At 45.4% G+C, this 25,570-nt stretch carries 25 protein-coding genes and 1 riboswitch; of the genes, 12 read left to right on the forward strand and 13 right to left on the reverse strand.

All coding sequences use genetic code 11. From position 1 onward, the window contains the following. Positions 1-542: 542 nt before the first annotated feature. Complete coding sequence (locus tag ACXAD4_RS26795; RefSeq protein ID WP_475245062.1) at positions 543-1,130, reverse strand: LysE family translocator; 588 nt, start codon at positions 1,128-1,130, stop codon at positions 543-545. 111 nt (positions 1,131-1,241) lie between these two features. Here ACXAD4_RS26795 and ACXAD4_RS26800 point away from each other — a divergent pair, with 111 nt between their 5' ends. Continuing rightward, positions 1,242-1,685, forward strand: a complete 444-nt coding sequence (locus ACXAD4_RS26800) for an Lrp/AsnC family transcriptional regulator (protein ID WP_475245064.1) — start codon at positions 1,242-1,244, stop codon at positions 1,683-1,685. Positions 1,686-1,728: 43 nt separating this feature from the next. On the opposite strand, the gene ACXAD4_RS26805 is transcribed toward ACXAD4_RS26800, so the two are convergent. The 5 genes from ACXAD4_RS26805 to ACXAD4_RS26825 all read right to left on the reverse strand — a co-directional run bounded on the left by ACXAD4_RS26805 (position 1,729) and on the right by ACXAD4_RS26825 (position 5,440). Then, positions 1,729-2,514: a DUF2076 domain-containing protein gene (locus ACXAD4_RS26805; RefSeq protein WP_475245065.1), complete on the reverse strand. Its 786-nt coding sequence runs from the start codon at positions 2,512-2,514 to the stop codon at positions 1,729-1,731. Positions 2,515-2,699: 185 nt separating this feature from the next. Beyond that, positions 2,700-3,269: a YceI family protein gene (locus ACXAD4_RS26810; RefSeq protein WP_475245067.1), complete on the reverse strand. Its 570-nt coding sequence runs from the start codon at positions 3,267-3,269 to the stop codon at positions 2,700-2,702. Beyond that, on the reverse strand, positions 3,270-3,806 hold the full coding sequence (locus ACXAD4_RS26815) for a cytochrome b (protein WP_475245068.1): 537 nt from the start codon (positions 3,804-3,806) through the stop codon (positions 3,270-3,272). A 208-nt stretch (positions 3,807-4,014) separates the two neighbouring features. Continuing rightward, entirely contained in the window at positions 4,015-4,734 is a 720-nt protein-coding gene (locus ACXAD4_RS26820; protein WP_475245070.1) for an HAD family hydrolase, read from the reverse strand. 160 nt (positions 4,735-4,894) lie between these two features. After that, positions 4,895-5,440 carry a helix-turn-helix domain-containing protein gene (locus tag ACXAD4_RS26825; protein WP_475245071.1) on the reverse strand — a complete coding sequence of 182 codons (546 nt, stop codon included), beginning with the start codon at positions 5,438-5,440 and terminating at the stop codon, positions 4,895-4,897. Between the two features lie 425 nt (positions 5,441-5,865). Here ACXAD4_RS26825 and ACXAD4_RS26830 point away from each other — a divergent pair, with 425 nt between their 5' ends. The 3 genes from ACXAD4_RS26830 to ACXAD4_RS26840 are packed head-to-tail and all read left to right on the forward strand — an operon-like array spanning position 5,866 to position 9,756. Further along, positions 5,866-8,274 carry a DMSO/selenate family reductase complex A subunit gene (locus ACXAD4_RS26830; RefSeq protein WP_475245073.1) on the forward strand — a complete coding sequence of 803 codons (2,409 nt, stop codon included), beginning with the start codon at positions 5,866-5,868 and terminating at the stop codon, positions 8,272-8,274. Between the two features lie 13 nt (positions 8,275-8,287). Then, positions 8,288-8,914, forward strand: a complete 627-nt coding sequence (locus ACXAD4_RS26835; RefSeq protein WP_039469785.1) for a DMSO/selenate family reductase complex B subunit — start codon at positions 8,288-8,290, stop codon at positions 8,912-8,914. Further along, the gene (locus ACXAD4_RS26840) at positions 8,911-9,756 is read left to right on the forward strand and encodes a dimethyl sulfoxide reductase anchor subunit family protein (RefSeq protein WP_039469787.1); all 846 of its coding nucleotides are present in this window, start codon (positions 8,911-8,913) and stop codon (positions 9,754-9,756) included. Before ACXAD4_RS26835 ends, ACXAD4_RS26840 begins: the two co-directional genes overlap by 4 nt. Positions 9,757-9,839: 83 nt before the next feature. On the opposite strand, the gene ACXAD4_RS26845 is transcribed toward ACXAD4_RS26840, so the two are convergent. Further along, complete coding sequence (locus ACXAD4_RS26845) at positions 9,840-10,379, reverse strand: redoxin domain-containing protein (protein ID WP_475245074.1); 540 nt, start codon at positions 10,377-10,379, stop codon at positions 9,840-9,842. Positions 10,380-10,544: 165 nt separating this feature from the next. Continuing rightward, the gene (locus ACXAD4_RS26850; RefSeq protein WP_475245075.1) at positions 10,545-10,835 is read right to left on the reverse strand and encodes a putative quinol monooxygenase; all 291 of its coding nucleotides are present in this window, start codon (positions 10,833-10,835) and stop codon (positions 10,545-10,547) included. Positions 10,836-11,146: 311 nt separating this feature from the next. On the opposite strand from ACXAD4_RS26850, the gene ACXAD4_RS26855 reads away from it, so the two are divergent. Then, complete coding sequence (locus ACXAD4_RS26855; protein ID WP_475245077.1) at positions 11,147-11,998, forward strand: GNAT family N-acetyltransferase; 852 nt, start codon at positions 11,147-11,149, stop codon at positions 11,996-11,998. A gap of 108 nt (positions 11,999-12,106) precedes the next feature. Here ACXAD4_RS26855 and ACXAD4_RS26860 read toward each other — a convergent pair whose 3' ends face one another. Together ACXAD4_RS26860 and ACXAD4_RS26865 are read right to left on the reverse strand one after the other, a co-directional pair. Continuing rightward, positions 12,107-13,111, reverse strand: a complete 1,005-nt coding sequence (locus ACXAD4_RS26860) for a GGGtGRT protein (RefSeq protein WP_475245079.1) — start codon at positions 13,109-13,111, stop codon at positions 12,107-12,109. Between the two features lie 67 nt (positions 13,112-13,178). After that, complete coding sequence (locus ACXAD4_RS26865; RefSeq protein ID WP_475245080.1) at positions 13,179-13,871, reverse strand: iron-sulfur cluster assembly scaffold protein; 693 nt, start codon at positions 13,869-13,871, stop codon at positions 13,179-13,181. Positions 13,872-13,999: 128 nt separating this feature from the next. Beyond that, a riboswitch (Fluoride riboswitch) is annotated at positions 14,000-14,063 on the reverse strand. A gap of 271 nt (positions 14,064-14,334) precedes the next feature. On the opposite strand from ACXAD4_RS26865, the gene ACXAD4_RS26870 reads away from it, so the two are divergent. Continuing rightward, positions 14,335-14,754 carry a hypothetical protein gene (locus tag ACXAD4_RS26870; RefSeq protein ID WP_475245082.1) on the forward strand — a complete coding sequence of 140 codons (420 nt, stop codon included), beginning with the start codon at positions 14,335-14,337 and terminating at the stop codon, positions 14,752-14,754. Positions 14,755-15,019: 265 nt separating this feature from the next. Next, positions 15,020-15,700 (forward strand): hypothetical protein, encoded by a 681-nt coding sequence (locus tag ACXAD4_RS26875; protein ID WP_475245083.1) that lies wholly within the window; start codon positions 15,020-15,022, stop codon positions 15,698-15,700. Positions 15,701-15,801: 101 nt separating this feature from the next. Here ACXAD4_RS26875 and ACXAD4_RS26880 read toward each other — a convergent pair whose 3' ends face one another. Further along, a complete protein-coding gene (locus ACXAD4_RS26880) occupies positions 15,802-16,224 on the reverse strand; it encodes a hypothetical protein (RefSeq protein WP_475245085.1) in 423 nt (140 codons plus the stop codon). A 164-nt stretch (positions 16,225-16,388) separates the two neighbouring features. Between ACXAD4_RS26880 and ACXAD4_RS26885 the strand changes: the two genes are divergently transcribed. Further along, positions 16,389-18,386, forward strand: coding sequence for a metallophosphoesterase family protein (locus ACXAD4_RS26885; protein ID WP_475245087.1), 1,998 nt, complete (start codon positions 16,389-16,391; stop codon positions 18,384-18,386). A gap of 298 nt (positions 18,387-18,684) precedes the next feature. Beyond that, positions 18,685-19,407 (forward strand): hypothetical protein, encoded by a 723-nt coding sequence (locus tag ACXAD4_RS26890; protein ID WP_475245089.1) that lies wholly within the window; start codon positions 18,685-18,687, stop codon positions 19,405-19,407. 7 nt (positions 19,408-19,414) lie between these two features. Here ACXAD4_RS26890 and ACXAD4_RS26895 read toward each other — a convergent pair whose 3' ends face one another. Next, complete coding sequence (locus ACXAD4_RS26895; protein ID WP_475245091.1) at positions 19,415-19,924, reverse strand: RNA methyltransferase; 510 nt, start codon at positions 19,922-19,924, stop codon at positions 19,415-19,417. 250 nt (positions 19,925-20,174) lie between these two features. Between ACXAD4_RS26895 and ACXAD4_RS26900 the strand changes: the two genes are divergently transcribed. Then, positions 20,175-22,544, forward strand: a complete 2,370-nt coding sequence (locus ACXAD4_RS26900; protein WP_475245093.1) for a Lon protease family protein — start codon at positions 20,175-20,177, stop codon at positions 22,542-22,544. Between the two features lie 81 nt (positions 22,545-22,625). On the opposite strand, the gene ACXAD4_RS26905 is transcribed toward ACXAD4_RS26900, so the two are convergent. Then, on the reverse strand, positions 22,626-23,546 hold the full coding sequence (locus ACXAD4_RS26905; RefSeq protein ID WP_475245094.1) for a DMT family transporter: 921 nt from the start codon (positions 23,544-23,546) through the stop codon (positions 22,626-22,628). A gap of 249 nt (positions 23,547-23,795) precedes the next feature. On the opposite strand from ACXAD4_RS26905, the gene ACXAD4_RS26910 reads away from it, so the two are divergent. Continuing rightward, positions 23,796-23,939, forward strand: coding sequence for a DUF2256 domain-containing protein (locus ACXAD4_RS26910; protein WP_475245096.1), 144 nt, complete (start codon positions 23,796-23,798; stop codon positions 23,937-23,939). After that, a complete protein-coding gene (locus tag ACXAD4_RS26915) occupies positions 23,932-25,503 on the forward strand; it encodes a cryptochrome/photolyase family protein (RefSeq protein WP_475245098.1) in 1,572 nt (523 codons plus the stop codon). The genes ACXAD4_RS26910 and ACXAD4_RS26915 overlap by 8 nt, the downstream gene beginning before the upstream one ends. Positions 25,504-25,570: the final 67 nt, after the last annotated feature.

The following is a 25,570-nucleotide window of genomic DNA, read 5'->3' on the forward strand; positions in this document are numbered from 1 at the left end:
GACTTGAAAACTGTGCTAGAACTTTTGATAAATCGTAACAAGAAGCCAGATTTTTACAAATGACTAGTATAAAAAATGAATATGGGACTATGGTGATTCACTCGCTTTCTCTATTGCGGATGATGCTTTGAGTTAGATTTTGAGTCCGATCTCACAAAATCCCACATGCATAAAGGTTTTGCGCTTTTCTTAAAATTTATTGAAATCTTGATGAAAATCTAAATTTTCTGAATGTTTATTTCTTGTTTTTTCTTAAATTAAGTGATTAATTCTAACTCGCTCCCCACGAGCTAGATGTCTGATTTTTAAGTAGGTATTCCAATGTGCAACAACTTACGTATATTAAATGTTAAGTCCATAAGCGTGTTTCAGCACTATAGGATGAAGTTTTAGACCGTGCTACGTAATTTTAAAAGGAGTTATTGTTATGGCTAAACGTGTATCAAATAAGCGTATTAAAGAAATTCTAGATAATGCAAAAGCGAAGAAATAAACCTTGAAAGCCTCCACTCTGGAGGCTTTCTTTTTATAGCAGTATTCTGCTATAAAACCTGGCTCAAAGAAGCAACTAGCAATCCGGCCATAGCAAAGTTGAAGTATCTCATTTTAGCTGGCTGCTGAAGCAGTGACTGCAACTGTCTTCCTGCAAAGGCCCATATACTTACTGATGGGATATTCACAATAGCAAAGACCAATGAAATGAGTGCAATCCCGCGCCAATCTGACGTTGTGTTGTAAATGCTGACAGTGGTGATAGCCATTGTCCATCCTTTGGGATTCAGCCATTGGAAGCCTGCTGCAGAAAAGAAGGTCATTGGCTTATATTGGGTACTATCAGAAAGAGCAGGTCGACTTTTTGCAATCTTAAAAGCCAGGTAGAGTAGGTATGCGGCGCTGACAGTTTGTAATACCTGATGCAGTACTGGGTAATTGTGAAAGACACCGACTAATCCAATCCCTACCAGAATAACCATGAAGCTAAACCCAAAGATGATTCCCATCATATGAGGAATGGTGCGAAAAAAGCCGACATTTGCACCTGAAGTCATTAGCATAATATTGTTAGGCCCAGGGGTAACGGTTGAAACGAAAGCAAAGGTCACAAGTGCGAAGAGGTGTTGGTATTCCATAGTGTTGCCTAGTTGGTCTGTTCATCTTTAATCTGTATATTAATGAAAGAGTCAGGCAATTTTGTGTCTAACTTTGCTTGATAGTTATCTCAAACACAATAAAGTTGCGTAATGGATAGGTTCGACGAAAAAATATTGCAAGAGCTGAAGCGGGATGGTCGATTAACCAATGTAGAGTTGTCGCAGAGGGTAGGGTTATCTCCGTCAGCGACGCTAAGGCGTGTACAGGAGCTTGAGAAGCAAAAGGTCATCACCGGTTATAAAGCGATCTTAAACCAGACCAAAATGGGGGTTGGGTTTGTTGCTTATGTGAGTGTTGGCTTAGCTAACCATAGCAAAAAGTCACAGTTGGACTTCGAGTCGCATATTTGTTTAGCAAAGCAGGTCGTGGAGTGCCATAACATTACTGGTGCGAGTGAATACTTGCTGCGGGTTGAAACATCTGACTTGAATAGTTATAAGCGTTTTCATGCTGATGTGTTGGGTGAAATCCCGCAAGTAAACTCAATTACCACCATGGTCGTGATGGACACGCCCAAAGATGATAGAGGGTAAAAAGGGCACCATGTGTGCCCTTGAATCTGGATCGGGTAGTTGGTTATTCGTCGCCGCCGAAATCAAAGCCGCCGTCATCTCCACCGCCACCGAAGAAGTCATCATCACTGCTGAAACCATTGTTGGCTAGTGTGTCGTCGAAGCCAGTATTTTCAAAGCCATCAGTACCGAAGCCAGCGTCACCGAAACCCGCATCGCCAAAGCCTTCACTATCGCCACCGAGCCCATCAGTACCAAAGCCTCCTGTATTGTCAGTATATTCGGATGCAAAGCTAGAGGAGTTATCTAAGAAACCACCAGAGCTTTCCTCAGTGCCAGAAATATCCTCTGCACCAGAGTTTGCTAATGCGTCATCAGCCGGAGCTTCTTCGGCTGGAGTGTCTGCAGCTTGTGCATCCGTTGAGGCCATGGCATCAGCTGCCGGGTCATCATTATTGAACAGCATATTGCTGATCATGTTACCAGCTACCATACCCACAGCGACGCTGGCTGCTGTTTGCATGAAGCTACCAAAGGCACTTGGCTGGTGGGTCGGCTGTGGCGGTTGAGGGGCAGGGCGGTTGCCTCCCATCATCTTACTCAGTGCACCACGGTTGGCTTCAGATTTGTGGTGCTCAACGCACTTCTCAAGGTATTCATTCTTTTGCTTGAGTTCTTTCAGCGCCATTTCTTGCACAAGAACAGCTTGGGTAAGCTTGTAGACTGCATCATCCTGTGCGCCGATTTCATTGTTGATCAAGCTTTCTGCTTCTGCATCCTTGGCTTTGTTTGGGCTCTGCTTCAGCTTGTTGGCGACATTCTGAATCAGCTCTTTTTCTTGTGGTGTCATGATTTACCTTCTCATTGAGTAGCACGTCATTATGCTTTGTTTTTATGACCTTCATCCTAGCTCATGGTTCCTGTTTCAATCTGTAACCATGCGTAAAAAACATTGCTGATTGATTGAATTGCATACAAAAAATCCGGCAAATAGCCGGATTTTGCAATTAATTTACTTTCGCTACACTCAAATGTTTATTGGCGAATGCCTTCAACATGCAGTTCGATATCGGCATAGCTTGAAGAGCCCATCACCTGAATGCCAAAATCTTTAAATTCGATACGGGTGGTGCCAGTGAAGCCGGCGCGGTAGCCACCCCATGGGTCTTCGCCCTCACCAATGAACTTGGCATCAATGGCAATAGGTTTGGTTTGACCATGTAGGCTCAGTTCACCAAAAATGGTCATTTCGCCATTGCCTTTGGGCTCTACTTTTGTTGAGGTAAATGTTGCAGTTGAGAACTTACCCGCATCAATAAAATCGGCACTGCGTAAGTGCTTATCACGCTCAGCATGGTTACTGTCAAGGCTGGTGGTATCAACATTCACTTCCACTTTTGAAGCTGACAAGTTTTGCGGATCGTAGCTAAACGTACCGTCAAAAGTATTAAAACGACCTTTGATGAAGCTATAGCCTAGGTGATCTACTTTGAAGTTGATAGAGGCATGAGCACCTTTTGTATCAATGGCGTAATCAGCTGCCTGAGCAATACCTGAAACAGATGCCGCTGCCATTAGTCCCATGGCGATGATGTGCTTTTTCATTTACTTTACTCCCAACATTTTTTTTAGAGTGTTGTCTTTATTTATGAAGTGGTGCTTGAGTGCCGCTAAGGCATGCAAGCTAGCGAGTCCGATAAGAGCGAAGGCGAGGTAATAGTGCACCTCTCCTGCAATATCTGCTTGGTTAGGGAAAAGCTCCCCCATAGCCGGCACCGCGAACCAATCGAAGACTTCGATTGCACGACCATCTGCTGTTGAAATGAGATAGCCAGAAATGAAGATACCGAGAAGCAATACGTAGATAAGGCCATGTGCCATTTTTGCTGCAGCGATTTCCCATGCCGCCCCTTCAATAGCAGGTTGCTTTTTGACGTGCTTCCAAATCAATCTGAAAATGGTTACCAGAGCAAGGCAGATACCGACTGATTTATGCCAGTGAGGAACAGGCTTATACCATTGCGAATAGTAATTGAGGTCAACCATCCACAGGCCTACTGCAAATAGCCCTATAACAGTGAGAGCTGTAAGCCAGTGAATGAAGATGGATAATCCATCATATGTCTTTCTGTCCTTGTTCATTTTGTTCTACCGTATGCCACTTATAGGGTTATTGTAGACATCACTGTCAAGAACATAAGTACTAACAATTGAACAACAACATCAAATTATCTGAATAACATTGGACACAGGGCGATATGAATGAAGAAAAAGATAAGAATGAAGCAGCGGGCGAATGGGTGTTAAACCGTCACCTCGTTTGATGACGGTTTATATAAAAACGAAGGGGCTAGCGCAGGATGTTGTTATCGTGGCGCCAATCCATGATGGTCCATTCGTTCATTTGGGCGTGAAGCGCCAGAGCTGGGTCCGGATTGACAGCAAAAGGGCGATCGACTGCATCTAATAGCGGGAGATCGTTGATTGAATCGCTGTATCCGTAACTACCTTTGAACGCGGTATCTTGTTGGTCGAGCCAAGCTTTCATCCTGATCACCTTTCCATATTGGTAACTAAGTGTACCCGTTGTCTTCCCTGTGAATTTACCATTGATCTGTTCAAGATTTATGGCAATGGCATCGTCAGCACCAAGCAGATGAGCAATAGGCTTAACGAGATGCTCACCAGTAGCAGATATCACCAAAATGGTATCGCCACGGCGCTTGTGCCACTCAATTCGTTCAATCGCATCTTGGTATAGCGCAGGTTTGATGTGTTGAACAATGAACTCATCCACTAAACCTGTGATGGCTGTATGATCCATACCAATCATTGGCTTGAGTGTTGCCTGCATATAGTCGTCCATATCCATCTGGCCTTTGGCGTAGGCTTCCATCATCTGTTTTTCTTCTTGCAGAAGTGTTGCTGGAGCCACACCCTTCTCGACCAAGTAGGCACTCCATAGGCTAGCAGAGTCAGCCGCAATCAAAGTTTCATCTAAATCGAAAATCGCGAGGTAAGGCGTCACATTTTTTGCTGGCTGCTTCTTTGTCGAGTTATTGGTTGTCAAACTGTGTTCCTATCATCTTTATTGTATAAGTCGCTTTTGCTACAAGTCTTTTGGTAGATTGCTTTCTACTGGCATTCGCTCAGTTTCGATAGAGACTATGCAAGGGGGATGACAGTTAGTTTGCAAGACTATGACCTTTTTGCGTCACAAATCCATTTTGTTAATAGTTTACGATGATCACCACTTTGGCATCTTCATCACCAGGGTTGATATATCTGTGCTCTTGCATTGAATCGAAAGTTATTGAGCTGCCGGCTTTAAGTACATAAGACTTGCCGCTAACCACCAATTCAAGCACACCTTGATTAACAAAGATTTGTTCAGTGGTGCTGTTTGTATGATTCGATTTTGAATAATTGCAGCCGGGCTTGAAGGTGCCATGGAATACTTCATAACCGCTGGTCGGAGAGAACGGAAAAATACTATGGATGATCATCTTACCGTCATCATCCATCACCGGGATCATATCTTCGATATTCTGTACATCAACCTCAGAGCTTGAATTTTCCAGCAAGGTCTCCAGTTTGATTTTGAGTCCGTTTGCAATTTTCCACACTGTTGCAATGGTAGGCATCGACTCCGATCTTTCTATCTGACTCAGCATGGTTTTGCTGACACCCGTCATAGCAGACACTTTGTCGAGACTTAGGCCCATTTTCTTACGGGTGCTTTTTAAGTTGTCCCCCAACACGGAAAAGTCGTCCATTTTTACCTCTTTTGAAACTTGTTGCTTAGATGACAAACATCACCACTGGCTTTACTGCTGACAGACAGCACCTAAAGAGGGTGAATCATAGTAGCTGTAAACGAGCTTCGCAACTCGAATATAAAGGTTTTAATTACAGAGTGTTAGGTCTGAAGAATGCAGAAATCAACCTATTGATGCGTTGAATGGCAACAAGCGCTACCTCTATTAACAACAATCTCAAATTGACAATGCAAAAAATCCGTTGGACACTATAACGGATTTTTGTTCACTATAAAGAATATTTAGCGATGGGTGAGTTGATAGCAATACCTTTACGACATCTCGGTACCCGTACATCAACTCATCTTTTTTGTTTTTCCCATGATAAGTGCAATGGGACATGGGCAACTTAATTTATATCAATACTGATTACGGAGTAGAGGATGAGCGATACGGATTTCTCTAAAATGAGACGCCGGACATTTATGAAGTGGGGAGCAGCTGTCGGTGGCGCGGCAATGGCTCCTTTGCCGTTCAAAACAGTGGCAGCTGAAGAACCTGAACCAGTCGGTGATACAAATACAGCTTGGTCAGCTTGTATGGTGAACTGCGGCAGCCGTTGTGCCCTTCGGGTTCATACCAAAGATGGGGTGATCACCCAGATTGAAACGGATAACCGTGGTGATGACAGTGAATTCGGCCAGCACCAGATACGAGCTTGCCTGCGAGGCCGCTCGATCAAGCACCGGGTATACAGTCCAGATCGCCTGAAGTATCCAATGAAGCGTATTGGTAAGCGGGGCGAAGGCCGTTTCCAGCGTATTAGCTGGGATGAAGCGTTTGATTTAATGGCGGACAAACTCAAGTATACCCTCAAAGAGTATGGCAACGATGCAGTACATATTACCTATGGGTCAGGTACTCAGGGGTTACGTACAGACGGCAAAGATTGTTTTAAACGCCTAATGAATCTGATGGGTGGTTTCCTCGACTACTATGGCAACTACAGTTGGGGCCAAATCCAGTTTGCACTCCCTTTTACCTATGGCAATACTAAGCCATCGGCTTACGGCTCTTATACCACGGAAATTGAAAATGCTGAGCTGCTGGTGATGTTCGGTTACAACCCAGCTGAAACACGAATGAGCGGCGGCGGTGAGATCCACGAACATATTAATGCCCAGCGTAAGCGCAATGTGCGTACTATTATTATCGACCCACGCTATACCGATACCATGCTGGGTAAAGAAGATGAGTGGATCCCAATCCGTCCGGGTACCGATGCCGCCTTGGTTGAAGGTATCGCCCATGTGCTGATCACCGAGCACTTGGTTGATCAGGATTTCCTCGATAAGTACTGCCAAGGCTTTGATGAGAAAACCCTACCTGACAGCGCACCTGATAATGGTCACTATAAAGCGCATATTCTTGGCCACGGGCCTGATGGCATTGAGAAAACGCCGCAATGGGCATCTAAAATCACCGGTATTTCAGCCAAGAAAATTATTCAACTAGCGCGTGAAATTGGTACAGCTAAACCTTGCTTTATTACTCAGGGGACGGGTATCCAGCGCCAGTCCAATGGTGAGCAAACATCCCGTGCAATCGTAATGCTGCCAATTCTTACTGGTAACATTGGCCTTGCGGGCACCAATACCGGCGATATGCCAGCTAACTATGGCTATCCTGCGCCTCGCTTACCTGTTGGCTCAAATCCCATTTCAACCCGAGTTACCTTCTTTAAGTGGGTGGATGCTATCTGGCGTCACCATGAAATGACGGATAAATCTGATGGCCTGCAAGGCGGCGATAAGCTAGATAATCCAATCAAGTTTATTATTTCCTGCGCCAGTAACGTGTTGATGAACCAGCATGCGGGCTTGAACCGTCAGGCAGAAATCTTGGGAGATGAGTCACTTTGTGAGTTTATCGTGGTGTGTGATAACCACATGACAGCTTCTGCTCGCTGGGCTGACTTGTTGCTGCCAGATGTGACTACGCTTGAAAATACCGAAGTTAGCTCCGACGGTTACTCTTCGGGGTCTATGGCAGCTCTGTTCCCACTTGAAAGGGTTATTGAGCCATTGTTTGAAACCAAGAGCGTATATGAAATGTGTGCCGAGCTTTCAAAGCGTTTTGGTTTACACGAACAGTTTACTGAAGGTCGCACTCATGATGAGTGGTTGGAATTCCTTTATAGCGAACGAATGAAGCAAGACCCGGCGATCCCGAGTTTGGCCGATTTGCGTAAGCAGGGCCCGTACCGGGTTGTCGCCCCGAAAGAAGGGCGTATCGCATTGGAAGATTTCCGCAAAGACCCTGTTGCCAACCCGGTAGGAACCCCATCAGGCCGAATTGAAATCTATTCCACGAAGCTTGAGGCCATTGCCAAAGAATGGGATTTGGTCGAAGGCGACATCGTAACACCATTGCCTCAGTATGTGGTTAGTTGGGACAGTCATTTAGACCCAAGGGCTAAGGACTTCCCGCTACAAATTGCAGGCTACCACACCAAGGGGCGCACTCACTCGACGTACCACAATATCCCGTGGCTGCGTGAAGCCGTCTTCGATGGATTGTGGATCAACCCAATTGATGCCAACAAACGTGGCTTGCAAAGTGGAGACCACGTCAAAATTTGGAATGACCGCGGTGAGATCCGTATGGCAGTGAAGGTCACGCCTCGAATCATGCCGGGTGTTGTCGGCTTAGGTCAGGGCGCTTGGTACTCGCCGGATAAAAACGGCGTCGATTTAGGGGGATGTGTCAATACACTTACCAATCAGCGTGCAACACCATTGTCCAAGGGCAACGGCCAGCACTCCATCCTCGTTGAAGTCGCAAAAGTCTAAGGAGCGGGTATAAATGACTCAGTATGGTTTTCACGTTGATACTAGTAAGTGCACAGGCTGCAAAACGTGCCAAGTATCTTGCAAAGATAGAAGTGACCTGCCAGTTGGTGTGAATTGGCGTCGGGTATATGAATACGCGGGTGGTGACTGGGTAATGGGTACTGATGGTACCTATACCAATGATGTTTTCGCCTACTACATGTCGGTTAGTTGCAATCATTGTAGCAACCCTGCCTGCACCAAGGCGTGTCCAACCGGTGCAATGCACAAGAGAAAAGAAGATGGCCTCGTAGTTGTTGATGGCGATGTGTGTGTAGGGTGTCGCTATTGCGAAATGGCTTGTCCTTATGGCGCCCCGCAGTACAACCCAGAAAAGAAACACATGACCAAATGTGATGGTTGTTATGAGCGTATCGGTACTGGGCAAAAGCCAGTATGTGTGGAGTCTTGCCCGCTGCGTGCATTGGACTTTGGGCCGATTCATGAGTTACGCGAGAAATACGGAGCAAGGGCTGATATTGCACCTTTGCCTGATCCTCGACTGACAAGCCCGAACCTGATTGTTAGCACTTGCTCCAACAGCAAATTAAGTGGTGATACCAAAGGGAAAATCCAGAATCCAACGGAGGTGGGAGCATGAGCCAGCTATCACTTGTTATCTTTACAGTCTTAGCACAGGCTGCTGTCGGTATGTTCATTGCCTTAGGCCTGGTTGAAATGCTGCTAAAACCCAATGAGAAGGTGATGACCCGAAGCTTTATTGCGGTCTTTGTCCTGCTGGGTATCGGTGCTATGGCGTCTGTCACCCACCTAGGCCAACCATTTCGTATGTTTAACGTTATGTTTGGTCTTGCCCACGGTAGCGCACTTAGCCTTGAGATTGTAGGCCTCAGCCTGTTTGGCGGTGCGGGCGCTGCTTACACCGGTATGCGCCTTTTTGATATCAGGCCAGATGTTCGGAAATTCCTGCTGCCAATCGCAATGGTGATGGGGGTGGTTTTCATCTTAGCGATTGCAAATGTTTATACGTTGGCCACCGTACCGACATGGAACACGCCGTTTACCTCGTTCCAGTTCTTAATGACGGCTGCGGTTCTTGGGCCTATTGCTGCAGCGGTAATGCTTCGCTTGCAAACTAAGGGAATGGGAGAGCTAGCGGCGAAAGCAGATAAAACCCTTGCCGTTTCGGCTGCGGCATTTGGCATTATTGCTCTGATGGGGTACGCGGCATATTTGGTATGGCTTGGTCAGTTAAATGTCCACGTAAACCCATTTGAGGTGGTGGATTATTCGTTCCGAGTGGCACTGATTCGTGTCGGCTTGTTGATGGCAGGTATTATTTTCTGGCTGGTCAGCGCAACTAAAGGAAGCCATGGTGCCAAGCCTGTGGTATTTGCCAGTTTCGCTATCGTTTTAGCTTCAGAGTTGATGGGACGTGCATTCTTCTATGACGTATTTATCAGTGCAGGCAGCGGTATGTAATTAGCTCAGCAACATTATCAGTTGAATAGGTGTGATAAAAAGATGAAGGCTGGAGTTCCGCCTTCATCTTTTTTTTCAGTTCATCAATAATCCAACGTACCGCGGATTGGGTAGTGGTTGTCAGGATTTCTTATCCATGCAAGGCCGCGGGTTAAAGCGCCAAGTTCAGGACGGACAAATGGGTTGTTGGATATGTCGACCACGTGCAACTTTCCGTGTTCGTTAACCACAAACAAGCCCGGCTCGGCAAAATTATGATCTGTCTCTTGCTCGGAGCGTGGCAGGGAAATGTAGACACCCAAGGTTTTCATTTGCTCTTCGGTTAGCCCGTAAGCAATAGGGAATGAGATTTCGAGCTTTTCAAGGTGTGTTTCAAGCTGCGCTTTAGAATCAGCAGAAACAGCAAGGATATCGACACCAGTATCAGCAAAGGCTTGTTTGTAATTTTCTAGGTCGTTGAGGTACTGGGTGCAAAGGGGGCAATGCTTGCCTCGGTATACAAAGACAGCTTGCCAGGTCGCTTCGCCTTGCGGAACGCCCAGTTTCACTTCAGAGCCATCTAATTTCGTTGCAGTAAGGGCAGGGAAATCGTTACCCGCTTTGAGCTTCACCGAATAATCCATGTTTCACTCCATTGGTATAGATTGTTTGAATCACAGTGCTCATTGTGGACACGGATACCGATATCTACAAGTAGTTAACTTTTAGTAACCTACTAAGCTGAAATGCAAAACCCCATCACCTGCATTTCGCTGGCAATGGGGTAACAGAAAAGGGAGGGAGTTAAATTATGCGATTTGGGTCATCTCATTGACGGTAAACTGCTCCACACAGCCTTCAGTAGCGGCCATGTAATCAGCAAGGTGTTGGTTACCCATATGCTGCTGCCATAACTCACGTGAGGTCCAGTTTTCAAAAAACAGGAAGTGTGCAGGGTTTTCGTTGTCTTGGTGAAGGTCATAGTTGATGCAACCTTCTTCCGCACGTGTTACATCAATAAGCTTCAATAGCTCTGCTTTTACAAGGTCAACTTTGTCTTCTTTAGCGATGATGTTGGCAACGATGGTTAGCTTAGTCATGGGGCTTCCTCTCATAATTTGTTTATGGACATTTTGGTTGCGGTGTTGAATACCGCGTTGATGTATTGAATATTAGATGGCTATAGCTTTTCTGAAAACAGGTGTGCTTTTGATTTATTATCAAATTTAAATTGATAATAAATGCTTGGCATTATGCTACTTCCGTATTTCCTCTTCCTGATTGTGAAGGACAATCGGTGAGTCATTTTGCGAGTAAGATGGCATTACAGCATTTCAATGGACCAGGTAAACTAATTAATCATCTACCCTTAGCATACCGTATGAAAGTAGAGTTATGTTGGAGGGCGGCGATGGCAGAACAAGACTATCGTATCGAGGTTATGTCGAAACAGGACTTATTACAGGCCATTGATTGGGCCGCCGCAGAAGGATGGAATCCGGGGCTTTATGATATTGAGTCATTTTATGCCGCTGACCCGAATGGTTTTTTGGTTGGTTATTTAGGGGATGAAGCGATTTCTTCGATTTCGGTGGTGAAGTACGACGATAGTTACGGCTTTTTGGGCTTTTATATTGTTAAGCCTGAATATCGTGGTAAGGGTTATGGCTTTAAGCTCTGGCAAGCAGGGTTGCATTACTTGGAAGGCTGTAATGTGGGATTAGATGGTGTTGTTGAGCAGCAGGGTAACTATAAGCAATCAGGGTTTAAGCTCGCTTATGGCAACATTCGCTTTGAAGGCGTTGGTGGCGGTGATGAGCCTGAAGGTATAGGGTTGATCGATCTCAGTGAATTGCCATTAAGTGAAGTACTGGATTATGACGCTGCTTTTTTCCCAACCGAAAGAGCGCTTTTTTTACAGAAATGGATAAATCAAACTGGCTCTAGTGCATTGGGTATCAATCAAGCAGGTAAACTGGTTGGTTATGGAGTGATCCGCCCGTGTAGAAACGGATTTAAGATAGGGCCGCTTTTTGCCGATGATGCTTTGTTAGCAGAGGAGCTTTTTCTTGCTCTTCGAGCTAAAGCAACCGCAACAGATAATATTTATTTGGACGTGCCGGAAGTGAATCTCCCCGGCGTAGCACTAGCAGAAAAATACAATATGGAGCCAGTGTTTACCACTGCACGCATGTACACAGGTGATACGCCTGAGATTTCGGTTGACCGTACATTTGGCGTCACCACCTTCGAGTTGGGCTAGTGAGAATCACAGCTTATTTGCCCAGCCTACTTTCGAGTAAAAGAGAAAGTAAATGCTGGGCAATGGCTGTGCGGCAAGCCAATTGTTAAAATAGGCTGCTTAGTGAATTTATGACTTTATTGATTGTTCAATAGCAACCGCCACGGCGACCGTTGCGCCAACCATAGGGTTGTTACCCATACCCACCAAACCCATCATTTCAACATGAGCTGGCACGGAAGAAGAGCCAGCGAACTGGGCGTCACAGTGCATTCTGCCCATGGTATCAGTCATGCCGTAAGAAGCAGGGCCTGCAGCCACGTTGTCAGGGTGAAGGGTACGTCCGGTACCGCCACCTGAGGCGACAGAAAAGTATGCCTTGCCCTGTTCCAGGCGTTCTTTCTTGTAGGTCCCTGCCACAGGGTGCTGAAAGCGGGTAGGGTTAGTCGAATTACCCGTAATTGATATGTCGACGTTTTCACGATGCATAATAGCCACACCTTCCTGTACATCGTCGGCACCGTAACAATTTATCTCACCTCGTGGGCCTTTTGAGAATCGGCGTTCTGAAACAACATTTAGTTTGCCACTGTCATAATCATATTGTGTTTGGACATAGTTAAAGCCATTGATGCGAGAGATCAAGTAGGCCGCATCTTTGCCTAGGCCATTGAGGATCACCCGAAGCGGTTGTTGGCGTACTTTGTTGGCATTGAGGGCAATTTTAATTGCTCCTTCAGCTGCCGCATAAGACTCGTGTCCAGCTAGAAAGCAAAAGCACTGGGTTTCTTCACTTAGCAGGCGAGCGGCCAATTTTCCGTGTCCGATACCCACCTGGCGTTGATCGGCTACTGAGCCAGGGATACAGAAGGCCTGCAAGCCTTGTCCTATATCCTCTGCCGCTTCAGCTGCGCTTTGGCTTTCCTCTTTCAATGCGATAGCGGCACCCAGTACATAAGCCCATGCTGCATTTTCAAAGGCAATAGGTTGGGTCTCTTTGACAATTTCATAAGGGTTAACGTTGCGCTCTTTGCAATACGCTAGAGCGTCATTGATCGAACTGAAACCATATTGTTCAAGGAGTGGCTGAATTTGGTTGATGCGGCGGTCGTAATTTTCGAATAATGCGGCCATGATGCTGTCCTCGGAAAAAGAAAGTAATGTCTATAGATTGGTGACGTTGTCACTTATTGTGTGCCAGTTACTGATGGCGAGGATCAATAGTCTTGACCGCTTCATCACAACGCCCATATTGTCCCGTTGCTTGTTGCATTGCTTCTTCGGCAGGGACTCCTTTGCGGATTGATTCCATCATTTTTCCAAGATTGACAAAGCGATAGCCGATGATTTCATCATTTTCATCTAGCGCCAGTTCGGTAACATACCCTTCGGCCATTTCCATATATCGTGGCCCCTTGGCACGAGTACCGTAATGAGTACCTACTTGGCTACGAAGCCCTTTTCCCAAATCCTCGAGTCCAGCCCCTATTGGAAGGCCATCTAGCGAGAAAGCGGTTTGAGTCCGGCCATACACATACTGCAAGAAGATTTCGCGCATCGCGACATTGATGGCATCGCACACTAAATCAGTATTCAATGCTTCCAGAATGGTTTTGCCCGTGATGAGCTCGGACGCCATTGCCGCAGAATGGGTCATGCCCGAGCAGCCAATGGTCTCGATGAGGGCCTCTTCGATAATGCCGTCTTTAACGTTTAGAGTGAGTTTTGCCGCACCTTGCTGAGGTGCACAGGTGCCAACACCATGGCTGACTCCGGAAATAGCGATAACATCTTTGGGGTGGACCCAACGACCTTCGACAGGGATAGGTGATGACTCATGTTGAGGCCCTCTCTGGATAGGGCACATGTTTTGGATTTCAGTTGAATATTGCATTACTTTTGCTCATTTCTAATAGGTGTACGCTTGAGCAAAGAATGGAGGAGGAGTCATAATGCTAACAACATACCCAAGTGCACGGTGAAAAACACAGTGTCAATATGGATCCTCGGCCATTCTTGCCGTTGTTGTTAGACGTCATCATCCCAGTAGGGCGGTTAAAGGAGGAACATCATCTCCCACCGACGAGGTCACTCGTCGATGGCATTTACTATACGCCAGCGGTGAAGAAATGAACTATCTGAATGGAAAATCCTAGATTGCAAAACTGGAATGGTCTTTTTGCTCTAGTTGAAATGTAAGGGGATCTTTCGAGCCTTACCAATAATTCAATCACTTAATTAGTACCATTAATATTTCTATGGTTTTTGACTGTCCGCTTGACGAAATTTTACAGAAATCGAACATTGTTTTTCACTAGAGGACGTAATCTAGCGCCATAAAAGAATGGAGCTATACCATGAAATTACAACTTAGAGCGGAATCAAAGCAACTGCCAAAGGCCAAGCAATCATTGACCAAAGTCCTGATGACAAGCGCAATAGCGGTGATCATTGCAACTGCGGGGATCACTGTACCTAATGTGGCTGAGGCAAAAGGGCATAAGCATCACCACCATCATCACCATAAGCATAAACATCACAAGCATAAGCACCACAAACATAAACACCATGTAGTTGTAGTGAAGAAGAAGCCGAAAAAAAAGCATAAGAAAGTAGTGGTTGTACACAAGTACCCTAAGCACCGCCACTATCATCGTAGTCGTCTACCAGAAATCGCTACATTTGCTGTAATTGCAGGCGCAACCTACGCCATTATCGATAATCATTACTACAAACGCCGTGGTGATAATTATGAATATGTGGCTAAGCCTCGATAATTTTTACGGATGCCCTGATTGTCAGGGCATCATACCGTATAAATTTCAAACGATGTTTATAATTTTTTGGGTTAGGTTACAACTTTTTGCTTCTCGTCTGTTATAGTCACTTCATTAAGCATTGATTTGCTATCTAGTCCCTAATATCAAACCAGTAAGATTGTTGATTTAGAGGAAAATAAAAATAAATAGAATTTAGTTTGCTTAAGAATTGAACGGTGTTTTATATTCAGTGGCGAGTTAAACTCAACCAGTTGGTGTCAGGATGAAAAATTTAACGTTAATGGCTGTTATATCGATGTTTCTTTTTGGGTGTGCAAGCCCAAGTGAAGATGAAGCTTCTAAAGTGATTCCGGTGGATCTACAAAAGAGTGAGCTGATTGAAGTGCTGAGCGAAAAAGCGACAGCAGATGCTCTAGATGTTCAGTATCTACTTAAAGATGCTGAGATGACCAATAAAGATATGGTTGAGTTTAGAGAGCAGTTGATCTTAGCGTTAGGACAGGAGCAAATAAACTACAGCTTCATTCCTCATTCGGAGTTCGAGAACTTATCTGCTATTGCGAAAGCCAAGCCTAATGGCTGCTATGTGAAAGAGGTATATGAGTACTACAGCCCTCAACTACAGGAAGACGTTATTTTTGTCGTAGAAAGCATGCGTGTGTGTACTAAAGATGATAATTATGTAGCACTTGATACCAGCATTGGTGATTTTCAGATAGATGTGAAATATGGCGATACCGTGATGAAAACATCTCGAAAAGCTTCATACTTTCACAATTATGTGAAGATTAGTGAAAATGCATATTCATCTCTGTCTGTAGGCAAGCTGACGTTGAATGAAAACCTGCTGTCGTTCGAAACTAAATCCGGCCTTACCTTTGAGGTTGATGAGAAAGGAATAGTCACTCGGAGTGATATTGGGTTGATTGGGGTCGTTCATTAATTTCAGCCAACGTTGAAGAGATGCCCATTAATTAATGGGCATCACTATTTTAATCACATTAAGTTGCATCAGTGCTATTCACAGTTAAGGAAACCTATTCCTTAACTTTTATTGCTTTCAATAAAAGGCCTTTGAGCCTCAAATCCATTCATGAATAGGCAGCGGTGGGTATAGGCGGAAGTAAGCAGCATATGATGGTCAACTTCTGTGTAGCGATTCTTCGCTCGTTCGGCAAAGTATAAATATTCACTATTAGTACGGCTCACAATAGACTCTGCGGCTTTCTCTGGGACATTGAATTCGGCAATCAAAGATTGGTAGCTGGAAAGGTGAATATCATATCGCTCATTTTCAAGGTACTTGGCAGCCGCTAGACAGGTTGCTTCTTCATTTAGCTCAAACATCATTTCTTCAGGTGCAAGCTGGCGAGGCTGGATAGTATGTGCTTGGTTTTCATTTGCAATAGCGGCTGTGCTTACAAGTACACTGAGCATGGTAATAAATAGGGCTGTTATTGGCTTCATGTTCAAAGGCGTATAAGAAAATTTGCTTGAGAATACCGCTAATCAATGACAGTTTGATTGAATTAGCTCTGCAACAATTGCAGAGAGAAAACATAAATAGTGTCATCTTTCATTCGTAGATTACTCGCAATTTATTCTCTTAAATAATAATAGCAGTGGTAATCATGCAAAATACTATATGGAAACGTTCACTTGTAGCGATGTCTATTATTGCAACACTAGCGGGTTGTAATAGTTCTTCATCTGATGATTCAGGTAAAACATCACCAAAACCAGATTCAGCATTAAAAGTCGGCCTTCTCCCTGATACTCAAGGTGGCGGTTGGAATGTTGCTATCCATCCTATGGAAGCGGTTTTGGCTAAACACCAAGAAGAAGGCGTTAATGTCGTTATTCCTGTTGGTGACTTAACTGATAACGGTTCTACTAAAGAGTGGGAACAGTGGCGCTCAGTTGCAGATAAGTATCGTGAAGCGGGCATGGAGTTCTTGCCGGTAATGGGCAACCATGAAACGAGTTGGGCTTATACGGTCGAGTGGATAGATAATATGCGTCACTTTATCCCAGAAGATGCCGTGCATATGCCTTCGGCTGAGTGGCTGAATTACTACATTATCCGCGACAATGTTTTGATGATTGGATTGGCTTATTACAACTTGCCGATCGCCTTTGGCTGGATTGAGGAAGTTATTGCTGAAAACGAAGGTAAGTTTGACCATGTGGTCATCGCAAGTCATGACGGGCTTGTCGGTGCTAAATATGGTCAAACCCGTGAGCAAATTGTCCAAGGTGTGAAAGACGACAATCGCCTGTTTGATATTCATAAAGACATTCGTGAGTTATTTGCGAAGTATGATGTGATCTGGGTACAAGGACATGAACATATGTACCAGCGCTCGCAAATCCATGCACGCGTATATGGTTCGAATGATCCAGGTGGCCGCAGTAATGTTGATACGCTTGCTTCTACACCTAGTGGTGGCAACTACCGCATGCCTTCATACACCCAGATTGTTAGTGGCAATGCCTCGTACAAAGGCTACGAATACCGTTATGGAGAACGTGAGCTTATCCAGGACGTTATCCAGCACAAAATGGCGACGTTAAAGCCTGAGTATGACTCAAACCATTACGATGCCAATGCAGCGATTTTGAGTTTTGATGGCAGTCGTGTTGATTACCATGCTTATTACGCCCCGCATACCATTACGCGTAATGAAGATGGCATGAAGGAACTTGAAGATCCGGATTGGACATTGATGGATACCTTCAGCCGCACATTGGATCGTTGTGAAGCGCTTATTTACCCGAATTCTATTCCTGAGGGCCAGCGTCCAGTCCTTAATCATATTGTTGAATACAAAACTAACGATTGTCTGGGCTATGATGGTTCTTCGGCACGCTTGGTCGGTGGCGTCAATGAGACATTCAACCGGGTTGATACGACCGAACGTACAATGGGTTACAACGCCGGCCTAACCCGTGCCGAGACCATGAATGACATGATGCGCCTGACTTATCAGTTCTTGTTCACACAAAACAAAGCATGGGATCCGAACCTAAATAGTGCCGAGCGTGTTTACCCTGGTGCTCAGGATACTGATGACACAGGTGCAGAGGTGGGGAATGTTGTAGTACCAGCAACCACTATCGATATGAAAAAACATGTCACATTGAGCTGGATGCCAAAAACAAATGAAACGCGCTCTGATATCTTGATCGTGAGTGGTATGCAGAACCACGGTGGTGTTTACCAAAATGCCTTTGGTGGTGAAAAGAACATTCGCGGTGAGTCAGGTTTGCCGGGGTCCCAGCCTGATGGTACGTCAAAAATGCCACACACTCGATTACCGTTAACAGCTACCCAAGACTGGAATGTCGAGGAAATTGTCGCTGATAAATATGGCGTACAATTTACAGCCGATGCTAACTTGAATGCTAATAACTTAACGCTGGGCGAACAAGTGAACGGTGCCTGGAAACCATTAGTCACTGAAAACTGTGTGGTTGATGCGCCTTGGGACGAGTACTATTTGGTCAATGCCCCTGTTCGCGATGCAGACTGTGCCGGTCAACCTGTTGTGGGCTACGATAGCCAATATGGTAATCGCTGGTGGATGATTGCTGATCGTGACTTAGAAATCGCGCTAGTAAAGCAATAACTCCCTAGTTACTACGAACGACACCAATGTGTCTAAGCCGCTGGGTAATCCTGGCGGCTTTTGTGTTTCAGCCCTGTAGGCATTTGCTCTTGGGATTGTTAGGCAAGGATCATAAATCGAACTTAAGTCACTAACTTAGATGGTTTCTTTTCTATACTCTTAGTAAGTGACGTCTTGTCATTTTCTACCTGTACCTTTTCTAGTAACCGTTTTTCTCACCCTTCCCAATAACTGATTAACCGTTTTTAACCTTATCGATGCTTATCAGGCATCAGTCTTCGATTATTAGGGGGTTATTATGCTTAATGTAGCCAATAGCAGTGTGTTGAAAAGCAAGCAGGCGAAAGCCACCACAGCATCCAATATCATCAAAGAGGTGATTTTGGTTGATTTGAATGAGCTATATTCGCCATCAGAAATTGAACTGCTACAGCAAGCGCAGCAACTTATTGATGACGGAAAGGCTCGAATTCAATGCTTGAAAGAAAAGCGTAAACGCGAAGAAAAGCATAGAGAGAGTGTTGAATCGACGCTTCATGAACAAGCTTATAGCAAAGCACTCGCTAGCCTAGAAGAGATGTCTTTGTCGGAGCTGTATTTCATGAGTGTTTGCTTCTCGTACTCGTCATCTTCGATAGTGGGACTGATTCAGGATTATGATCATCAGCACTATTTAGCATCAGTACAGCGATGGTTAGATATTGGTACTGAGGAAGCATTGCATTTCGAACAATCACCTGAAGAAGTACGTGAAGAGTGGCTGTGTGGTATAGCCGAGGCGGCAGTTGAAATGATCAGTTGGCCTTGTTTAAAGTACCATCGAGATTATCAAGAATCACAAGTGATTTATGTTGAGCCGCAGGGGCCTAGGGAAGACTTCCCTGAATCTGTTTATGCCACTGTTATTGACAATAACCAGTCAAAGTTGACTGAAGAATGCTTAACCGTGATTAAGACGCTCGCTGCGTACGAAAACAATGCAGCGAACGTCAGGAAGATATTAGCTAAATTAGGCCAGTAGCCTGGCCTTATTTTTTCACAACAAGTCTGTTCCGGTTATCGCGGCTCTCTCGGATAAGCTCATCACCCATAATCACATTTTCCGCTTTTGCCAAGCGGTCATAAAGCAGCACATTTACCGTTGCGGCCAGGTTCATACAGCCGACGGTAGGTACGTAGACAACAGCATCGGCTTGGTCGACAACCTCCTGGGCAATTGTGCCGTCTTCCGGGCCAAAGACATACAAAGCATTTTCAGGGTGTTCAAAAGCCGGTAGAGCTGTTGCTCCTTCTGCAAGTTCGACACACACAATTTTGGTGTCGGCAGGTAAATCATCAAGTAGCGATTCGACGTTGGTCAGTGGGATCTTGTCTGTAATGTCTTTAGTGTCGGTATGGAATTTAGCCGCATAACCATAGCGGTTGCCCGTATACTTTACAGAATCGACACGGTAGCAGCCCGCTGCACGCATGACTGCCCCAACATTGGTAGGGCTTTTAGGGTTACTTAGTCCAATACTGACTCGGTTGTTTTTCATTGATGACGTCCGCTAAGCTTGTTTCAAGCGCGGCATAGTAACAGAGAGACAGATTAAGGGGTAGGCGCACATACTATGAGCTGACACTGAAATTGTATAAAAACCTCATTTCGTTGTGGTTTTTGTACATAAATACAGCAAACGATACCTTTTGGGCTGGTTCAGCAGCAGTAAACGTAGTCTAAGTCACTAAATCATAATAATTTACTGACTACACTGGATGTAACTGATTGTTTATGGAGGGAGCCATATGACTATTCAACCGCTAAGCAGTGACAAACTGTATCGCGCCTCAGAACTAAATGGCTTGCCTGAAGATTGTAAGTCGACCAAAAACCTGACCCCACTTGATGAAATCGTCGGTCAAGAACGTGCCCAGAAGGCCGTTGAGTTCGCCATGTCTATCAAGGAGAAGGGGTACAATATTTATGCTATCGGCCGTAATGGCCTTGGTAAGCGCACTATGGTGTTGCGCTATCTCAATCGTCACGATCCTAACGGAAATGCCAATCCCCTTTACGACTGGTGTTACGTTGCCAATTTTGAAGAAACTCGTAGCCCCAAGGTGCTAAAACTACCTGCTGGTAGCGGTCACGCTTTCAAAAAAGATATTGAAAAGCTGATGACCCGCTTGGTTAAAGCGCTGCCTTTGGCTTTTGACAACGAGATGTATTACAGCCGCTCAGAAAAGCTGAAAAACCAACTGACCCAGAAGCAAGAGAGTGCATTGCTGACGTTGACCCAAGAGGCCAAAGAACACAGTGTTAGCTTGTCGGTCACGACAACAGGTGAGTATCAGTTAATAGCTCTAAACGGTGAAGAGCCCCATACCGAAGAAACTTTTGCTCAGCTATCAGAAGAAGACCAACAGGCGTTTGAAGATACTATCAACGAGCTTGAGCGCCAACTGCGTGGTATTGTCCGTCAGCTTACTGAATTAGAGGAAGAGTTTTCCGACAAGATCCAGAAGCTCAATGAAGAAGTGGCGCTGGATGTCGTTTCGCATTTTATCAAAGCATTGAAAGATGAATATAAGCCCCTTCCTGAAGTAACGGCTTATCTGAAAGCAATGCAAGCAGACATCCTCGAGAACTTAGACATTTTCTTAGAAGAGAGTGAAGAACAAGTTGCACTGGCTTATGCTGCGCTTGATAAAAAGATGCCACGTCGTTATCAAGTCAATGTGCTGGTGAACCAAGATGACTCTAAGTTTCCAATTGTGGTCGAAGAGAGCCCAAATTATCACTCTATTTTTGGTTATGTGGAAAACGCCACTTACAAAGGTACGGTGTTTACAGACTTTTCATTGATCCGTCCGGGTAGCTTGCACAAGGCCAATGGCGGTGTGCTGCTGATGGATGCGGTGAAGGTACTGGAGCGTCCTTATGTCTGGGATGGGTTGAAACGTGCACTGCGTTCTCGCAAATTGAGTGTGAGCTCGCTGGAGAAAGAAGTGACGCTGTCGGGCACGATCTCGCTAGATCCTGAGCCGATCCCGCTAAATGTGAAGATCATCTTGTTTGGTGATTACCAAACCTATCAGCTACTTCAGCACTATGATCCTGAGTTTAGTGAGCTATTCCGAGTGACGGCGGACTTTGAGGATGAAATGAACCGTACCGATGAGTCGGAGGCGCAATATGCCAAGTTCATTTCCAGTATCGTCAATGATAACAAGATGTTGCATTGTGATCGCAAAGCAATTGGCCGGATCATTGAATACAGCTCTCGTCAGGCTGATGATCAAAACAAGTTGTCTTTGCACTCGGCAGATATTGCGAACTTGCTGCGTGAGTCCAATTATGTTGCAAAGTCATCAAATGCCACGATGATCAGGGCGAACCATGTTGAGCTTGCATTGAGCAATCAGGAAATGCGGGTCAGCAGGCTAAAGGACCATGTGATGCAGACTTTCACCAACGGTACGACGCTGATTGATACCGATGGTGAAGCAGTCGGGCAGGTGAATGCCTTGTCGGTGATTTCTACCTCGGATTACCAGTTTGGCTCGCCAAACCGGATCACTGCGACAACCTCCTACGGCGAAGGGGGCGTATTCGATATTGAGCGCAGCGTTGATCTTGGTGGCCGTATTCACTCGAAGGGTGTGATGATTTTGTCAGCCTACCTGGCATCTGTGTTTGGCCGCAATAAGCGTATTCCACTGACCACACACCTGACGTTTGAACAGTCTTATGGCGGTGTCGATGGTGACAGTGCCTCGATGGCAGAGTTGTGTGCCATTGTCTCGGCGTTTTCTCAAATGCCAATCAGGCAGGATGTCGCCATTACTGGTTCGATGAACCAGTTTGGTGCCACCCAGCCAATTGGTGGGGTGAATGAGAAAATTGAAGGCTTCTTTGATGTCTGTGCGATCAAGGGGCGGAAACCTGGCCAAGGTGTGATTATTCCCCAGTGTAATGTTCATAACCTAATGCTGCGAAAAGATATCGTAGAAGCGGTTGAGAAAGGTGATTTCAATATCTGGGCAATCCGTCATGTGACTGAGGCGATTGAAATCCTAATTGGACAAGCTGCAGGGCAAGCCGGGTTGGATGGGATCTTCCCTGTAGATAGTGTGCTGGGTCAGGCGCAGCTAAAATTGAATGCCCTTAGATAATTATCTTCGTTCGTGAATAATCAAAAAGACCGCCAATGGCGGTCTTTTTATTGGTGTGTATTTTAACGGGTTTAGCCGTTTTTACTTACTCGGCGCTGCACGTTGGCTGCCGAAGATGTTGATAAGGGTACCGATAATGATCAAGCTACCGCCCAGCAGTGTCCAAACTGAAGGCAGTTCGTTAAACAGGAATGCACCGAGCAAGATTGAAAAGACTACCTGAATATAAGAGTAGGCAGTGGCTTTGCTTGCTGCTTCTGTTTGCATCGCTTTGGTTAAACAGACTTGGCCGATTTGGGTAAAGATACCCACTAATAGCAACAAGCCAGCTTCAAACAATGTTGGCATTTGGATATCGCTCCCCAATAGGAAAAGGGATAGAGGCAGGGCGATGAACGGGAAATAGAACACGATAACCGAGCTGTCTTCACTCTTGCTCAAACGTTTGACGATGGTATAAGCAACCGCACTGAAAAACGCGCCTAGCATTGCCATTCCGACAGCGAAAGTTGGCAGTTCTACAGCATTACTTGCTAGCATATTTGGCTTAACGGTAATGATTAGACCAAGAATGCTCAACACAATACAGGCGACTGTAGACAACTGGATACGCTCTTTTAAGAAAAAAAGTGCCAAGACAGCTGTAAATACTGGGTGTAGGTACTGAAGAATAGTTGCTTCTGCCAATGGCAGATGCGCAATGGCGTAGTAAACGCAAATCAGTCCTAATGTTCCGACGGTTCCCCGCGCAATGAGAAGCGGTTTGTTATTGCCCCATACCGGGATCTTTTTGCGTTTGATATCAAGGTAGCTGATCACCAGAGAGATAAACGCCCTGGCAGCAACAATCTGGAATATTGGCATGCCTGTGGCACTGACTAGTTTCACACAGGCAGCCATAAGCGCAAAACCAAGCGCAGATAACAACATGAACCTAAGCCCAACAGGAAGTTGGCCTAGTAGGGAGTTTTTCAGGAAAGAGGGAACAAGGGCTTTGTGCATTGGTGAAATTGAAACCTCAGCTGTGATGCAACAAAAAAATGCTGCTCCAAATGATAATGGGAATCGCTGCCGCAAGTTTGCCTGAAAATGATGCACAACGCATTAGATATGTGTGATGAATTCAGATAAAAATTAGGCACAAAGAAACACTGTGATTTGTTCTTTTTAAGTAATTAACATCTATGATCGATATACCAGTTAGAGACGTTTCAGTTCAGTAACTTGAACAAAAAGAACTGGCAACAGGTCATGAAGAAACCTCACTTACCGAGCAAACAGTGTGTGGTTTGCGGCCTCCCTTTTTCTTGGCGCAAGAAGTGGCAGAAAGTCTGGCACGAGGTGAAGTACTGCTCGAAGCGCTGCCGAATGCATAAGAGGGCAAATAATGGCTAAACATTATGCGCGACTCCGGCTCATTCTCGGTGACCAACTTAACATGGGACACTCATGGTTCAGCCATCTTGATGACAATACGTTATACGTGATTGCCGAGCTTCATCAGGAAATGGATTACGCTTCGCATCATATCCAGAAGGTCCAAGCTTTCTTTCTCGCTATGGAACATTTGGCAGCCTGCCTCGAGCAAGCTGGCCATGATGTCCTGCATCTTACTCTGGATGAGACCCAGCAGTATGCCGATTTGCCTGATTTGTTAACTCAACTCATTGCCCGTTTTCAGTGCCAGCAGTTTGAATACCAACAGCCAGATGAGTTTCGTCTGCATCAGCAGATGTCCGCATTCTGCCAGCAACTCAACATCAATTCTGAGTGCGCCGATAGTGAGCATTTCATTGTCCCCTATAACGAAATCAGCCAATATTTCACAATAGAGAAAGCGGGTAGGCTTGAGACCTTTTATCGTAAATTGAGGAAAAAGCACCAAATCTTGATGCAGGATGCAGAGAAGCCTGAAGGCGGGAAGTGGAATTTCGATAAAGCGAACCGGGAAAAGCTCAAACCCAAAGATATAGCCGATCTTCCTGAGCCTCTTATTTTTGGTAATGATATCTCTGTGATAAATCAGAGGCTTTTAAGGCATAAGGTAAAGACTATCGGAAATAGCCGGGATACGCTGCTCTGGCCGGTAGACCGGACTCAATCTCTGCAATTGTTAGATTTTTTCTGTACTCACTGTTTACCCAAGTTTGGTCGTTTCCAAGATGCCATGACTTGCCAAGCCGATGACTTGGTCGATGACAAACAATGGAGCCTGTACCACTCACGTCTCTCTTTTGCCTTGAACAGTAAAATACTGAGCCCGATAGAAGTTATCGAGTGTGCTATTCGCCATTATCAGGCCAGTGATCAAATAGATATCGCCCAGGTAGAGGGCTTTGTTAGGCAAATTCTAGGCTGGCGCGAGTTTGTTCGTGGGATCTACTGGACACATATGCCCGACTATGCCGAGCGTAACCACCTCGGGGCCAAGCGATCGTTGCCACAATGGTTCTGGGACGGACAGACAAAAATGAACTGCCTTCACCATGCTATTTCCCAGTCCCTTGATTATGGCTACGCTCACCATATCCAGCGTCTGATGGTGACAGGAAACTTTTGTATGATTGCCGGTGTTGACCCTGATGAGGTTGATGCGTGGTATTTAGGGGTTTATGTCGACGCGATTGAGTGGGTAGAAATGCCCAATACCCGAGGAATGAGCCAGTATGCCGATGGCGGAATCGTTGGTAGTAAAGCGTATGCAGCGAGCGGAAACTATATCAATAAAATGAGTGACTATTGCCAGCATTGCCATTATCAAGTGAAGGAAAAAACCACAGAAAATGCTTGCCCGCTAAACAGTTTATATTGGCACTTTATGACGCAGCATCGTGAGCAATTTGAACGAAACCCGAGGGTAGGGATGGTTTATCGTAATTGGGATAATCAACCTGATGAAAACCAGCAAGCGGTGCTGGATAAAGCGAGCCAGCTGTTGATTGATATTGAGCTGCTTTAATTCAGCCTAGGGCCTAATGAAAACCGTCTCGGACACTTTAATTTAGGGATTAGGTCGAGACGGTTAT

The sequence above is a fragment of the Photobacterium sp. AWH4_225 genome (assembly GCF_056158405.1).